Origin of the sequence: Salinispora pacifica CNR114 (genome assembly GCF_000514775.1) — a bacterium.
GTDB classification, from domain to species: Bacteria; Actinomycetota; Actinomycetes; order Mycobacteriales; family Micromonosporaceae; genus Micromonospora; species Micromonospora pacifica.
Genome location: NZ_AZWO01000019.1, coordinates 100,766 through 113,968, shown reverse-complemented (window position 1 = coordinate 113,968; position 13,203 = coordinate 100,766). Strand labels below are relative to the sequence as shown.

The following is a 13,203-nucleotide window of genomic DNA, read 5'->3' as shown; positions in this document are numbered from 1 at the left end:
GGCTCTTCGAAGTTGAGCGGGGTTCGTGGCTGGCGGTGACCCGGATGTGAAGGGCTCGCAGCTCATCGGTGATCATCTGAGTGTCTAGTTCGGATGTCACAAGTGAAGAGCTGCGAGCATGGTCAACGATACGACCCGGCTGCTGGGTCTGGACGGCCTGGTGGCCGAGCGAGTCGAGCTGGACGCCGCCGGCGTCCCCGTGGTGAACCTGTCCACCAGTTGTGAACAGGCACGATGCTGCCCGCAGTGCGGGCAGCGAGCAGCGCGGGTGAAGCAGTGGACCACGACGCGGCCGCGGGACCTGCCGGTCGCTGGGCGGCCGGTGAGGCTGCGCTGGCGTAAACGACGCTGGTACTGCCCGACGCCGGCCTGTCCGCGCAGGTCGTTCACCGAGCAGGTCGCCCAGGTGCCGGCCCGTTCAAGGCTGACCATCCGGTTGCGGCAGGCGGCTGGGGCGGCGGTCGCCGACGGCGGGCGCACGATCGTGCAGGCCGCCCGCGACCACGGTGTCTCGTGGCCGATCGTCGCGGCCGCGTTCACCACCCACGCCACTGCGGTGTTGCCGGCCGAGCCCGAGCCGGTCGCGGTGCTTGGCATCGACGAGGTCCGCCGGGGCAAACCGCACTGGATCTGGGACGAGCAGGCCGCCTCGTGGACCACGACCGCGGACCGGTGGCACGTCGGCTTCTGCGACTTGTCCGGCGGCCAAGGGCTCCTCGCGCAGGTCGAAGGCCGCACCACCGCCGCTGTCACCGGCTGGCTGGCCGCTCGCCCACCGGCCTGGCGCGAGCAGATCCGCGCGGTCGCGATCGACATGTGCACCGTGTTCAAGGCCGCGATCCGGCAAGTGCTGCCGCACGCGGTGCTGGTCGCCGACCACTTCCACGTCGTGCAGCTGGCCAACCGGGCCGTGACCGAGGTCCGCCGCCGGGTCACGCTCACCCAACGCGGGCGTCGTGGCCGCGGTAACGACCCGGAGTGGCGGATGCGCAACCGGCTGACCCGCTCGGCGGCTCGCATGCCCGGCAAACACGTCGACCGCCTGACCGACACCCTCGACGCCCTACCCGCCAAGATCGGCACCCCGATCCTCGCCGCGTGGAACGCCAAGGAAGACCTGCTCGACCTGCTCGCGACCGCCCGCACCCAGCCCGACCGCGAACACGTCCACCGGCTGCTACGCCGCTTCTACACCCGCTGCGCTGCCACTGACCTGCCCGAACTACACCGACTCGCCACCACCATCGAGACCTGGTGGCCGCAGATCCACGCGTTCCTGACCACCGGCATCACCAACGCCGGCTCAGAAGGAACCAACCGGGTCATCAAGACCGTCGCCCGCGACGCCTACGGCTTCCGAAACCCCGAAAACCAGCGCCTACGCACCCGCACCGCGACCACCCGACGCCACCGCGGACACCTCAACCTCGCCTAACTTCGAAGAGCCGGCATTACCCACATAAACCACTCGTCCGTTGATGACAATAGCGCTGCCGTTTTTGGTGGCGGCGTCCTCAGCTTTGGCGTACTCAAGATCCGCAAGACCAACGTGCGTACCAACACCACCGGCTTCGTCGGGGCTGGGGTCTTCGGCGCGGGCGAGGTCCAGATCGACAGCAGTACCATCAACGCCAATCACGCCTCATTCGGCACCGGCGGCCTTATCATGTTTATCGGAATCGGCACCGTAACGGATACCGCCATCACGAACAACACCGCGATGGAGGTCGGCGGCATCCTCGCAAACCTCGACACACAACTCACCCTCAAATCCGTCACCGTGGCCGAAAATGTCGCCACCGCAAGCCTCGTTGGTGGACTGGGCATGAACCCGGGCTCCTCCGTCGTCGTCGTCGAGAACAGCACCATCAAAAACAATACGGCGGACACCGATGCTGGCGGCATCTACAACACCGGCTCGCTGGTGTTGCGGCGAACAAAGGTCACCGGAAACCAGGCAGGTGACGAGGGCGGCGGCATACACAACACATTCGGGGGCGCCGCCCGTCTCTTCGACACGAAGGTGGTAGAGAATATCGCCGCCACCGATGGCGGGGGTATCTTCAACGTGTTCAATGGAACGGTCGAGTTGAACACCGCCACCGGCACCATCGTGGTCAAGAATCGACCGAACAACTGCTCCGGCGTGCCTGGTTGCGCCGGTTAGCGATCCGTGCGGTTCGCAAGGGAGGCTGCGGGGCCAACGGGTGGCGGCCTCCCTGCGCGCGGGCCAGGGCGGAGACAACCGACCCGGGCCCTTGGCCCGGCCGGGTGGCCATCGACGCGCGGAGGCCATCCAGCAAGATCCTCACCTACGTCTCCGCTGGCGGGGACCGTATAGCCCGACGAAAGGCTACACGGCCAGGGGCGGGTCGAACCGCCGACCTCGCTCATGAATGTGGATCTTTTGCTCGATGCTGGAAGTGTCAGTCCGGGCAAGGCCGCCCGTCAGATCCACAAACGCTTCACACGACTTGCGTGATACGTCCTGGTATGACGACCTTTAGTTCCCCCTTGGCTGGGTCACAGCGGATCAGACGCTGATGCCTACCAACTTCGCCGATTCAAAAACCGTGACTGCCAGTCAAACAAGAACAAATATGATCAAAACACCCAGTGAGAACCACCGCCGCACGCCGAGACACTACACGCCATTCTGATACATACATTTCTGTCGAATTCACGACAGCGGCGACAGCCTCCGAATATTGAGCCTCAGGAGTACGGTATCCAGTGCTGGCGGTGGCTTGAAATTGTCGATGCCGTCAATTTCGAAATCGCCGAATATTTGGCAGTAACTCGTGGGGAGAGGATGGGTAAACGATGAGACTCGTCGACCTCGACAGAAATGCTTTGACCGAGAGGCAGATCCGGGAAACGGACGACTACACGGTAATGTGCCAACGCAATGACCCAGACCGTGTCCTCACAGCTTGTATTCTCTTCCTTCGCGGTGACTTCGAATCACTCAATGACGCTATCGTGCAGGCGGAACTGCAGAGGGAAGTCGCCGATACCGCCGAGCAAAGTTTAGTGGATCGTGCGATGATGAGGTGGGTTCCATCAGGGCCCGTGGGTGAATCACCTACGAACAACAGCTTCGTCAACCTCATCACCGGCGAGGGTGAGGTGAATTTCTCCAACAGAAGCGCCGAAATGAACTGCTGGGAAGCGGTAATCGTCGCAGCAATACTGAACGGAGACATCGTGAATACCGATACGCTGAGGCACCTCTACACCAACGGCGAACCGAGAAATTTCACACCAACACTCGTTCACCACCTGGCAATGGAAAGGCACGTCTACAACGGCGCAGGGCCTCTACTGTCTCGCCCCGTCAGGGGTGACGTCGTCATGTTCTCCGGCCTGGATCATGTCGTGCTGGCAACCGGCAGACGGGTAGAGGCACCAGCAGCACGAGAAGGCCATCCGGAACAGTCCGGAGGTAGGCAGGTGATTAGCTTCTGGCCCGCGCCGTTTATCAAGAACTTTGGGCCAGGTACCGCGGCCACCGTGTCCCTAACCACGGTGGAAGGCATCCACCAGTGGATACGCGAAGACGGCGGGAACGCGGATGTTACCTTCGGCTGCCCCAATTGGCGAGCTCTCAGGTGAGACTAGGTTAGTACGTACAAACCTAGGTGCCTACGGACTCACCTACCGTCGAGTTTGTGATCGACTTCGACCCGGAGCGGACACGGCGGCAGGTGGCCTCAACCACGGCCATCCTCAGAGCTCCCAGGCAACGCCGGATACAAAAGATCCCCACCTACGTTGCCGCTGGTGGGGACCGTATAGCCCGGCGAAAGGCTATGTGGCCAGGGGCGGGGTCGAACCGCCGACCTTCCGATTTTCAGTCGGACGCTCGTACCAACTGAGCTACCTGGCCGTGCTTCGGGTCATGCTACCTGCCCGCCGAGGTCGCCGACGGGCCGGGTCACCTACCCGATATGTTGAAGGCCGCGCGTGCTAGCGCGGCCTTCAACGTTTGCGGTCCTGACGGGACTTGAACCCGCGACCTCCGCCTTGACAGGGCGGCGAGCACTCCAACTGCTCCACAGGACCTAGCTCATCCGACCGAGGTCGGACCGTGCCCCCAACGGGATTCGAACCCGTGCTACCGCCTTGAAAGGGCGGCGTCCTGGGCCGCTAGACGATGAGGGCGGCCCCGCCATCATTGCACACTCACAAGTTCTGACGGTCTTGCTCCCATCCGGCCCCGCCGGAGGCTTCGAAAGCATACGTGATGGCACGCCGCTCAGCCAAACCGACCCCGAGTGTTCCCCACCAGAGCGGAACCCGCAGGTGAAGCCCGGAATCCGGCCAGGGTCGGCCCTCGCGGACAACTCGGCCCCGCAACCGGGCCCAGGCTCGCGGGCAGCCCCTACCCCGCGGCTGACTGGTCCAACGAGTCGCGTACGGCTGCCGCGAGCGAGAGCGCCTCGGCGAGGTCCACCGGGCGCACCACCCCGGCGGGGAGGCTGTCTGCCCGCCAGCCCGGGCCGGCCGCGAACACCAGCAGCGGCCGATGGGGGCCCGTGAGCAGGGCGGTGAGCTGGGTGGGATCGGCGGTGCTCCGGGTCTGCGACCACAGCACGACCGCAGCCGGCCCGGTACGGTTGACCGCCTCCAGCAGCGCCCGCACCGGCACTCGGGCCCCGAGCAGCCGGTGGGCGATCCCGACTTCGGCCAGCGCCGCCCCGAGCGCCTCCAGCGGCAGACTGTGCTGCTCCTCGTCGGCGCAGGAGAGCAGGATGCGAGGTGGCCCATTGGGCGCGTGAGCGCGGACCACCGCGGCGAACGCCTCCGACACGCAGCGGGACACCAGGTGCTCGACCTCGATCAGCGCCGCGGTCGCGACGTGCCGTTCACCGATCCCGGCGAGCACTGGTCGCAGCAGCGTGTCCCAGGTCGTGACCACGCCGTCGATGCGGATGGCCCGGTCGATCACCTCGTTGATGGCGTTGGAGTCAAGTCGCATGGCGGCCCGGGCCAGACCCCGAGCGGTCGGGCCGGACCGGCCCACCGGGATTGTCGCGCCACCGCCGTCGCGCACCCCCCGTCTCTCGGTCCGGGGGGTGGGGCCGGGAAGCGCGGCGTCGGGGGCCTGAACTGCCCAACGGGCGGCCTCGGCCGGGGCGACCCCGTTGGCGGTGAGCCGCCGCATGGTCTCCAGGCGGGCAAGGTCGGCCGGGGTGTAGCGGCGGTGATGCCCGGGGAGGTGCTCGCTGGGCCCGAGCCCGTAGCGCTGATGCCAGGTGCGCAGGGTCGTCACCGCGACCCCCAGCCGGCGGGCGACGGCGCCAGCGCTCAGTGCCTCATCCGCCACCTGGCCGCTCCGGAGCGTCCTCGGCCGCCAGCATGGGCTGACGCAGGGTCGGCTCGCCCGGGTGTAGCAACCGGTTGAGCACCCCGCCCAACCACGGGGCGTACGCGGGTGGGTCGGCGTCGAGCTCCGCTGCCAGCACGGCCGGGGGCACCCAGCGCAGTTCGGCGACCTCCTCCGGATCCGGGCGCAGCGGGGCGTGGGCCGGCAGGTCGCCCCGGAGGACGTGGTCGTACTCGAACTCGACCCTGCCGGTGGTCGGGTCCTCGGCCCGGTAGACGTAGACGCCGACCTCGGTCAGCTCGACCGGGGCGGCGCCCAGCTCCTCGCCGAGCCGGCGGTTGGCGGCCATCGTCAGCGGCTCGCCGGGCAACGGGTGGCCGCAGCAGGCGTTGGCCCAGCGCAGCGGGAAGCGGGTCTTCACCGCGGCCCGGCGCTGGAGCAGGACCCGACCGTCGGGGTCGACGAGCAGTACCGAGAAGGCACGGTGTAGCCGCCCCGGCGGCTGGTGCGCGGCGCGCACGGTGGTCTGCCCAGTCACCACGCCGGCCTCATCCACCAGCTCGACCTGGTGGGTTTCTCGACCGGTCACGAAGCGACCCCCGTCACCCGCGCGGCGGCGAGCTTGCCGGAGATCAGCACCATCGGCACCCCAACTCCGGGCTGGGTGCCCGAGCCGACGAAGACCACGTTCGCGAGTCCGCGGTGCAGGGTGGGCGGTCGAAACGGCCCGGTCTGGAAGAGGCTGTGCGCGGAGGCGAACGGCGTGCCGGCGGCCATGCCCTGCTCCGCCCACTCGGCGGGGGTGACCGTCCGCAGCACCTCGATGCCGTCTCCGAAGCCCACGTAGCCCCGCTCCTCCAGCGTTCGCACCAGCCGGTCGGCGTAGCGGTCGGCCAAGCCGCCCCGCCAGTCGAACGGGGCCCGGTCGAGGTTCGGCACCGGCGCCAGCACGTAGTAGGCGTGCCGGTCGGCGGGGGCTACCGACGGGTCGGTCCGACTCGGGTTGGTGACCAGCAGCGACGGGTCGCTCATCAACTCGCCCCGACGGATGACCTCGTCAAAGGTGCCGCGCCACGCCCGCCCGAAGTGGATGTTGTGGTGAGCGATCTTCGCATAGCCCTGTGTCGACCCGACGTGCAGGACCACGCAGGAGGGGGAGTAGGTCAACCGGCGGTGCCGGGTCTGGAGCAGTTCCCGGTGCGCCACCGGCAGGTCCGGGTTGAGCACCACCACGTCGGCGGGGACGAACTCCCCGCTGGCGGTCCGGACACCGGTCGCCCGGTCGGCGGCCGTCTCCACCTGGGTCACGGTGGTGTCGTACCGAAGCTGCACCCCGTGTTTCTCGGCGGCGCCGGCCATGGCCCGCGAGACGGCGTGGATGCCGCCGCGCGGAAAGTGCACCCCGGCGACGGAGTCGAGGTACGCGATAACCGCGTAGATGGCGAGTGCGTCGTGCGGCGCGAGCCCGGCGTACATCGCCTGGAAGGAGAAGACGCGCTGGGTACGCGGGTCTCGGAAGAACTGGTTGATCTTCGTCTGAAGCCGCCGGAAGGCACCGCCGGCGAGTAGCTTCAGCAGGTTCCCGGTGAGCAGGTCGGTGGGGGCGTCCAGGTTGCGTTCGATGAAGTCAGCCCGCTCGAGGCGCCACAGCTCACGGGCGTAGTCGACGAAGCGGAGGTAGCCGTCGGCCTCCCGGGGACCGCAGACCCTGGCGATCTCGGCGGCCATCCGGGGCGTGTCGGTGATCACGTCCAGGGTGGAGCCGTCCGGATAGTACGCCCGGTAGGCGGGGTCGAGTGGGGTCAGTTCGAGCCAGTCGTCGAGCTCCTCGCCGACGGCGTGCAGCGCCTCGGCGATCAGATCCGGCATGGTGAGCACTGTGGGACCGGTGTCGAAGTCGTACCCGTCGACGCTGAGTCGACCGGCCCGACCACCCGGCACCGGCTCGCGTTCCAGCACTGTCACCTGGCGACCGCTGCCCGCCAGGTGCAGCGCGCAGGCCAGCCCGCCGAGCCCGGCGCCGACGATCACCACCCGGTCCGTACGACCGCGTACCGTGCGCACCTGACCACCTCCTCGGGAAGACGCGCCCATCATGCTCGCCGGTGGGTGGCGACGGTCGCGAGACCGGCGAGCGCGGTCCGCGCGGTGTCATCGATGGCTGGAGCAGTGAGGGCGTCGAGCGCCTCGGCGACCCGGTCGGAGATCATCTGCTCGACCTGGGCGACGGCACCGGTCTCCGCGACCACCTCCGCCAGTCGGGTGACCTCCCGGTCGTCCGCGCCTGCGCCGATCTGGTCGAGGGCCCGGCGCTGGGTGTGGTCGGCCCGGCTGCGGGCCAGCATGAGCAGCGCGGTCGGCTTGCCGGTACGCAGATCACCGGCGGGTTTACCGGTGGTGGCCGGGTCGCCGTAGACGCCGAGCAGGTCGTCGCAGAGTTGGAACGCCTCGCCGACGGCCTGGCCGTAGCGGGTGTACGCCGCGATCAGCGGGGAGTCGGCGCCGACGCCGGCCAGTCCGGCGCCGAAGAGCAGCGGCCACCGCACCGTGTAGCTGGCGGTCTTGTAGCGGGCGACCTGCAGGGCCCGCTCCACCGACCAGTTCGTCGGGTCGCTCTCGCCGAGGACGTCGAGGTATTGCCCGGCGACGGTCTCCACCCGCATCTGGTCGTAGCAGCGCCGGACCGCCAGCAGCCGGGCCGGCGGCAGGACGGCCTGCGCGAGGAGCCGGTCGGCCCAGACCAGGCAGAGGTCGCCGACGAGGATGGCGACGTTCTCGCCGAACTTGCCGGAGTCGCCGCGCCACCCGGCCGCGACGTGCTGGGCGGCGACCGCGACGTGTGCGGTGGGCCGGCCACGCCGGGTGGCGGAGGAGTCCATCACGTCGTCGTGGGTGAGGGCGAAGGCGTGCAGCACCTCCAGTGCGGCGAGCGCCGGCAGCACGGGGGGCAGCGGCTCCGCGCCGCCGACCACGCCCCGCCACCCCCAGTACGCGAAGGTCGGGCGGAGCCGCTTTCCGCCGGCCAACACGCTGTCGCGGGCGATGGTGGCGAACTCACCGGCACTCGGGTCGATCGCGGCCAGCGCATCGGTCTCGGTGTCGAGGAAGGCGACGAGGGTGTCGTCAACCGCGGCGACGACCTCCTCGGTGTAGGCGGCCAAGCGGGCGCGCACCGGGTCGGTGTCGCCACCACGGCGGACCGGGATGACCCGGGGGGCTTTACCCACAACTGCGTCGTTGGCCATGCGCGCGAGCATATCCTAGGGTTACGAGTTGCGTCGATTCATGCGTCGATTTGAGGGAGGGTCGGTGGACACGGATCTCACCGCCGCCTACGACCGATGCCGTGAGCTACACCGTCACCACGGCCGCACCTACTATCTCGCCACCCGGCTGCTTCCCGCCTGGAAACGGCGACATGTACATGCTCTATACGGTTTCACCCGCTATGCGGATGAGATTGTTGACCGAACCGAGGAGTTGCCCGCGGCGCAGCGGGCCGCCCAACTGGACGACTGGGCCCAAAGGTTCCTCGCCGGCCTGCACGGTGGGTCGGTCACCGACCCACTGCTCCCCGCCGTGCTACACACCATCGCCGTCTTCGACCTGAACCGAGACGACTTCGCGTCGTTTCTGCGCAGCATGGCGATGGACCTGACCGTCAGCTCCTACCCCACCTATACCGACCTGCTCCTCTACATGGAGGGCTCCGCCGCCGTCATCGGCACGATGATGCTGCCGATCCTCGGCAGCGCCGACCCGGTCGCCGCCCGCGAGCCCGCCCGCCAACTCGGCTTCGCATTCCAACTGACGAACTTCATCCGGGATGTTGCCGAAGACCTCGACCGTGGCCGGACGTACCTACCGGACGCGGACCTGGCCCGCTTCAGCGTCACCCGCGACGACCTCCTGGCCGCCCGCGCCGCCGGCCGGACCAGCGAACCGATTCGGGAACTGATCCGCTACGAGGTGGCCCGGGCCCAGGCGCACTACGCTGCCGCCGCACCCGGGGTCACCCTGCTCGACCCCGCCTCGCAGGCCTGCATCCGCACCGCGTACACGCTCTACGGGGGCATCCTCGACGAGGTCGCGGCGCAGGACTTCGATGTCTTCGCCCGACGGGCTCGGGTGCCGCAGCACCACCGGTTGACGGAGACCGCCCGTGCCCTTTTCACCCGAACCGGCACGCCCGTCCGGGTGCCCGGCCCACCCTTGACGGCACTCACCCGGCCCCTTCCCTAGGCTGACAGGATGGAGCCAGAACTGGTGGATGTGGTCGTTGTCGGGCTCGGAGTCGGCGGCGAGGAGGTGGCCGGCCGGCTCGCCGAGGCCGGGCTCAGCGTCGTCGGCATCGAGCGGGACCTGGTCGGTGGCGAGTGCCCGTACTGGGGGTGCGTGCCAAGCAAAATGATGATCCGAGCGGCGAACACCCTCGCCGAGGCACACCGGGTGCACGAATTCGCCGGGTCGACGCGGGTGTCGCCCGACTGGGCACCCGTAGCGGAACGGATCCGCGCGGAGGCCACCGACAACTGGGACGACCGGGTCGCGGTGGAACGGTTCAGCAACCAGGGCGGGCGCTTCATCCGGGGCAGCGGACGACTCGAAGGACCGGGTCGGGTCCGCGTCAACGACCAGGTCTTCCAGGCCCGACACGGAATCGTGCTGAGCACCGGCACCCGCCCCTCCGCACCGCCCATCGACGGGCTGGCCGAGACGCCGTACTGGACGAACCACCAGGCGATCGAGGTGGCTCGGCTACCGGAATCGCTACTGGTACTCGGCGGCGGCGCGATCGGGCTGGAGCTGACGCAGGTCTTCGCGCGATTCGGCGTCCAGGTCACCGTGGTCGAGGCGTTGGACCGGGTGCTGGCGACCGAGGAGCCGGAGTCGTCCGAGGTGGTCACCGCCGCACTCCGTGCCGACGGCGTCAATATCCACACCGGAGTGTTGGCGGACCGGGTCGACCACGACGGGCAGAAATTCACCCTACGGGCGAACGACGCGCGGTACACCGCCGAACGGCTGCTGGTGGTGACCGGCCGCCAGGCACACCTGGACGAACTGGGCTTGGACACTGTCGGCATCCGCGCCGACCAGCGCTTCCTACCGGTTGACGACCGACTGCGCGTCACCGACGGAATCTGGGCGGTCGGCGACGTGACCGGTGCCGGCGCCTTCACCCACGTCGCGACCTACCAGGCGGGCATTGTCGTCGCCGACCTACTCGACCGCGTCCGTCGATCCGACGCGGGGGCAGGGGCGGACCCGAACGGCACAGTCGTCCCCCGAGCCGACTACCAAGCGTTGCCCCGGGTCACCTTCACCGACCCGGAGGTCGGGGCGGTCGGGCTCACCGAGTCCCAGGCCCGTCAGCGGGGAATCAACGTCCAGGTCGGCTCCGTGTCGCTGGGCTCCTCGGCCCGCGGGTGGATCCACCGCGCTGACGGCCTGATCAAACTCGTCGCCGACGCCGACCGGGGAGTGCTGGTCGGTGGAACGTCCGTCGGGCCAGCCGGCGGCGAGGTGCTCTCCGGGCTGGCGGTCGCCGTGCACGCGGCGGTACCGCTGGCCGAACTTCGCAGCATGATCTACGCGTACCCGACCTTCTACCGGGCCATCTCCGACGCCCTGCGGGACCTGGGCTGATCCGGCGGGTCCAGGAACGGAGGCGAGAATGGCCGGTGCGACCCCGACCGGCCCGGCCGGGCCGACCGACCCGGACGGGCCGACGGGTCGGCTCGTCACCTGGCTGGCGGAGACCTCAATCGACGCCATCCCCGCCGACGTCACCACCCGGGCCCGGCACCTGATCCTGGACGGCGTCGGCTGCCTCCTGGTCGGCGCCCGACTGCCCTGGTCCCAGATCGCCGTGCGGAGCCTGACCGTCGAGCCCGGCTCCAGCGTGGTCGCCGGGTGGGGCCGCACCACCGACGCGTCCACGGCGGCGCTGCTGAACAGCAGCTTCATCCAGGGCTTCGAGCTCGACGACGTGTCGTACCGGATTCCCTGGCACGCCAACGCGGTGTTGCTGCCGGTGCTGCTGGCCGTGGCCGGCCGGCGGGCGACGGTCACCGGGACCGACCTCCTCCGAGCCGAGGTGTTGGGCTTCGAGACCGGCGTCCGGGTCGGCCGCGCGCTGGGCGGACCGGAGCTACTTACCCGAGGCTGGCACTCCGGCGCGGTCTTCGGCGGGCTGGGGGCAGCAGCGGCCGGCGGGGTGCTGTACGACCTGAGCCCCGCCCGGTTCGAAGACGCGCTGGGCATCGCCGCGACTCAGTCGGGCGGGTTGATGGCCGCGCAGTACGAATCGATGGTCAAGCGCATGCAGCACGGCTTCGCGGCCCGCAACGGCCTGGTCGCGGCGACCCTGGCGGCCGGCGACTACATCGGGATCAAGCGGGTCTTCGAACGCGGCTACGGCGGGTACCTGGCGGCCTTCACCGCGCGGCACGACACCGATCCGTCGGCGATCGGCGACGCGCTGGGCGAACACTGGTACCTGCCGGAACAGACGATCAAACCGTACGCGGCGATGGCGTACACCCACCCGTCGATCGACGCCGCGCTGGCGCTGCGGGCGACGGACGGTTTCGACCCCGCCACCATCGAACGGATCGAAATCGAGGTCGCCGAGCCCGTCTTCGACCACGCGGTCTTCCCGCTCCACCGGCCGATCGAGAGCGTCGCCGCGCAGATGTCCGTCTGCTACGCGTCGGCGGCGGCGCTCCTCGACGGCGCGGTCTCGGTGGAGCAGTTCCGACCGGACCGGCTGGACCAGGACGACGTGTGGCGGCTGATCGACCGGATGACCGTGACCCGGGGGTCCGGACCGGCCACTGCGGGGCGGGTGCGCCTGACCACCGATGCTGGTCAGACCCACGAGCGGCGCATCGAAACGCCGCTCGGCTCGGTGCAGCGTCCACTCGGTAACGCCGACATCGTGGACAAGTATCGGGATCTGACCGGGCGCGTCCTGGATCGGCACCGCCAGCAGGCGATCGAGGACCTGGTGCTGCACCTGGACGAGCGCCGGGACGCCCCGGCGGCGCTCCTCGCGCTGCTCGCCCCGGAGGTCGGCGGCGCGCTGGACTGACCCGTTCAGGCCCCGGCGCCGTGCCGACCGGCACCCGCGGCGAACCGGGCCGCCCCGGCCACCGCGTCGGCGGCCAACGACTCCATCCCGTAGGTCAGCTCGGTCGCCAGCGCCGCCGGCTCGGACAGCGCCGCCGTGGCCAGCATCGCGGCTCGATCGTTGCGCAGGCAGGTCTGCGGATGCCCGGCGAGCTCCGCGGCCAGCTGCTCGGCTGCGGTCCGAGCCGTACCGGGAGCGACCAGCCGGTTCACCAGACCCATCGCGTACGCCTCGGACGCCGGCACCGGACGGCCGGTGAGGATCAGGTCCATCGCCCGGCTCTCGCCGATCAGCCGGGACAGCCGAAACGTCCCACCGTCGATCAGCGGTACGCCCCAACGCCGGCAGAAGACGCCGAGCACCGCGTCGTCCTCGGCAACCCGTAGGTCGCACCAGAGCGCCAGCTCCAGCCCGCCCGCCACCGCGTACCCGGAGATCGCCGCGATCACCGGCTTGGACAGCGTCATCCGGGTCGGACCCATCGGGCCGTCCCCATCCGGTGCGACCCGGTTGCCGGTCGGGGTGTCGATCGCCTTCAGGTCGGCACCGGAGCAGAACGTTCCGCCCGCACCGCAGAGCACCGCCACCGCCGCGTCCGGGTCAGCCTCGAAGGCGCGGAAGGCATCGGCCAGCGCCCGCGCGGTCGGGCCGTCCACGGCGTTCCGCGCCGGCGGCCGATCCAGGATCACTGTGGTCACCATCGCGGACCGTTCGACGCGTACGCCCATTGGGACAGCAT

General features: G+C 69.4%; 10 protein-coding genes, 3 tRNA genes and 1 pseudogene. 6 read left to right on the top strand and 8 right to left on the bottom strand.

Annotated elements, in window-relative coordinates; all coding sequences use genetic code 11:
• The first annotated feature begins 118 nt into the window (after nt 1-118).
• The 3 genes and pseudogenes from B118_RS0113945 to B118_RS30450 all read left to right on the top strand — a co-directional run bounded on the left by B118_RS0113945 (nt 119) and on the right by B118_RS30450 (nt 3,615).
• The gene (locus B118_RS0113945; RefSeq protein WP_018812113.1) at nt 119-1,435 is read left to right on the top strand and encodes an ISL3 family transposase; all 1,317 of its coding nucleotides are present in this window, start codon (nt 119-121) and stop codon (nt 1,433-1,435) included.
• A gap of 12 nt (nt 1,436-1,447) precedes the next feature.
• A pseudogene (locus B118_RS28300) lies at nt 1,448-2,167 on the top strand (right-handed parallel beta-helix repeat-containing protein); the annotation flags it as partial.
• 656 nt (nt 2,168-2,823) lie between these two features.
• The gene (locus tag B118_RS30450) at nt 2,824-3,615 is read left to right on the top strand and encodes a hypothetical protein (RefSeq protein ID WP_238323919.1); all 792 of its coding nucleotides are present in this window, start codon (nt 2,824-2,826) and stop codon (nt 3,613-3,615) included.
• A gap of 200 nt (nt 3,616-3,815) precedes the next feature.
• Here B118_RS30450 and B118_RS0113930 read toward each other — a convergent pair.
• From B118_RS0113930 to B118_RS0113900, 7 genes are all read right to left on the bottom strand, one after another.
• Nucleotides 3,816-3,889, bottom strand: a tRNA-Phe gene (locus B118_RS0113930).
• A 102-nt stretch (nt 3,890-3,991) separates the two neighbouring features.
• A tRNA-Asp gene (locus tag B118_RS0113925) sits at nt 3,992-4,065 on the bottom strand.
• 26 nt (nt 4,066-4,091) lie between these two features.
• Nucleotides 4,092-4,164, bottom strand: a tRNA-Glu gene (locus B118_RS0113920).
• Between the two features lie 220 nt (nt 4,165-4,384).
• Complete coding sequence (locus B118_RS0113915; protein ID WP_018812111.1) at nt 4,385-5,329, bottom strand: MerR family transcriptional regulator; 945 nt, start codon at nt 5,327-5,329, stop codon at nt 4,385-4,387.
• Nucleotides 5,319-5,918, bottom strand: a complete 600-nt coding sequence (idi, locus tag B118_RS0113910) for an isopentenyl-diphosphate Delta-isomerase (RefSeq protein ID WP_018812110.1) — start codon at nt 5,916-5,918, stop codon at nt 5,319-5,321. Before idi ends, B118_RS0113915 begins: the two co-directional genes overlap by 11 nt.
• Entirely contained in the window at nt 5,915-7,393 is a 1,479-nt protein-coding gene (crtI, locus tag B118_RS0113905; RefSeq protein WP_018812109.1) for a phytoene desaturase family protein, read from the bottom strand. Before crtI ends, idi begins: the two co-directional genes overlap by 4 nt.
• A gap of 29 nt (nt 7,394-7,422) precedes the next feature.
• On the bottom strand, nt 7,423-8,574 hold the full coding sequence (locus B118_RS0113900; protein WP_026185585.1) for a polyprenyl synthetase family protein: 1,152 nt from the start codon (nt 8,572-8,574) through the stop codon (nt 7,423-7,425).
• 64 nt (nt 8,575-8,638) lie between these two features.
• Here B118_RS0113900 and B118_RS0113895 point away from each other — a divergent pair, with 64 nt between their 5' ends.
• The 3 genes from B118_RS0113895 to B118_RS0113885 are packed head-to-tail and all read left to right on the top strand — an operon-like array spanning nt 8,639 to nt 12,425.
• Nucleotides 8,639-9,571, top strand: a complete 933-nt coding sequence (locus tag B118_RS0113895) for a phytoene/squalene synthase family protein (RefSeq protein WP_018812108.1) — start codon at nt 8,639-8,641, stop codon at nt 9,569-9,571.
• Between the two features lie 9 nt (nt 9,572-9,580).
• Nucleotides 9,581-10,978, top strand: coding sequence for a dihydrolipoyl dehydrogenase family protein (locus B118_RS0113890; RefSeq protein WP_018812107.1), 1,398 nt, complete (start codon nt 9,581-9,583; stop codon nt 10,976-10,978).
• 28 nt (nt 10,979-11,006) lie between these two features.
• A complete protein-coding gene (locus tag B118_RS0113885; protein ID WP_018812106.1) occupies nt 11,007-12,425 on the top strand; it encodes an MmgE/PrpD family protein in 1,419 nt (472 codons plus the stop codon).
• A 5-nt stretch (nt 12,426-12,430) separates the two neighbouring features.
• Here the strand turns inward: B118_RS0113885 and B118_RS0113880 are convergent, their stop codons facing one another.
• Nucleotides 12,431-13,192 (bottom strand): crotonase/enoyl-CoA hydratase family protein, encoded by a 762-nt coding sequence (locus tag B118_RS0113880; protein ID WP_018222029.1) that lies wholly within the window; start codon nt 13,190-13,192, stop codon nt 12,431-12,433.
• Nucleotides 13,193-13,203 lie beyond the last annotated feature (11 nt).

Bases quoted from the DNA above. Each gene is read 5' to 3' on its own strand.
- B118_RS0113945 (WP_018812113.1), top strand. From the start codon at position 119: ATGGTCAACGATACGACCCGGCTGCTGGGTCTGGACGGCCTGGTGGCC.
- B118_RS30450 (WP_238323919.1), top strand. From the start codon at position 2,824: ATGAGACTCGTCGACCTCGACAGAAATGCTTTGACCGAGAGGCAGATC.
- B118_RS0113900 (WP_026185585.1), bottom strand. From the start codon at position 8,574: ATGGCCAACGACGCAGTTGTGGGTAAAGCCCCCCGGGTCATCCCGGTC.
- B118_RS0113890 (WP_018812107.1), top strand. From the start codon at position 9,581: ATGGAGCCAGAACTGGTGGATGTGGTCGTTGTCGGGCTCGGAGTCGGC.
- B118_RS0113885 (WP_018812106.1), top strand. From the start codon at position 11,007: ATGGCCGGTGCGACCCCGACCGGCCCGGCCGGGCCGACCGACCCGGAC.
- B118_RS0113880 (WP_018222029.1), bottom strand. From the start codon at position 13,192: ATGGGCGTACGCGTCGAACGGTCCGCGATGGTGACCACAGTGATCCTG.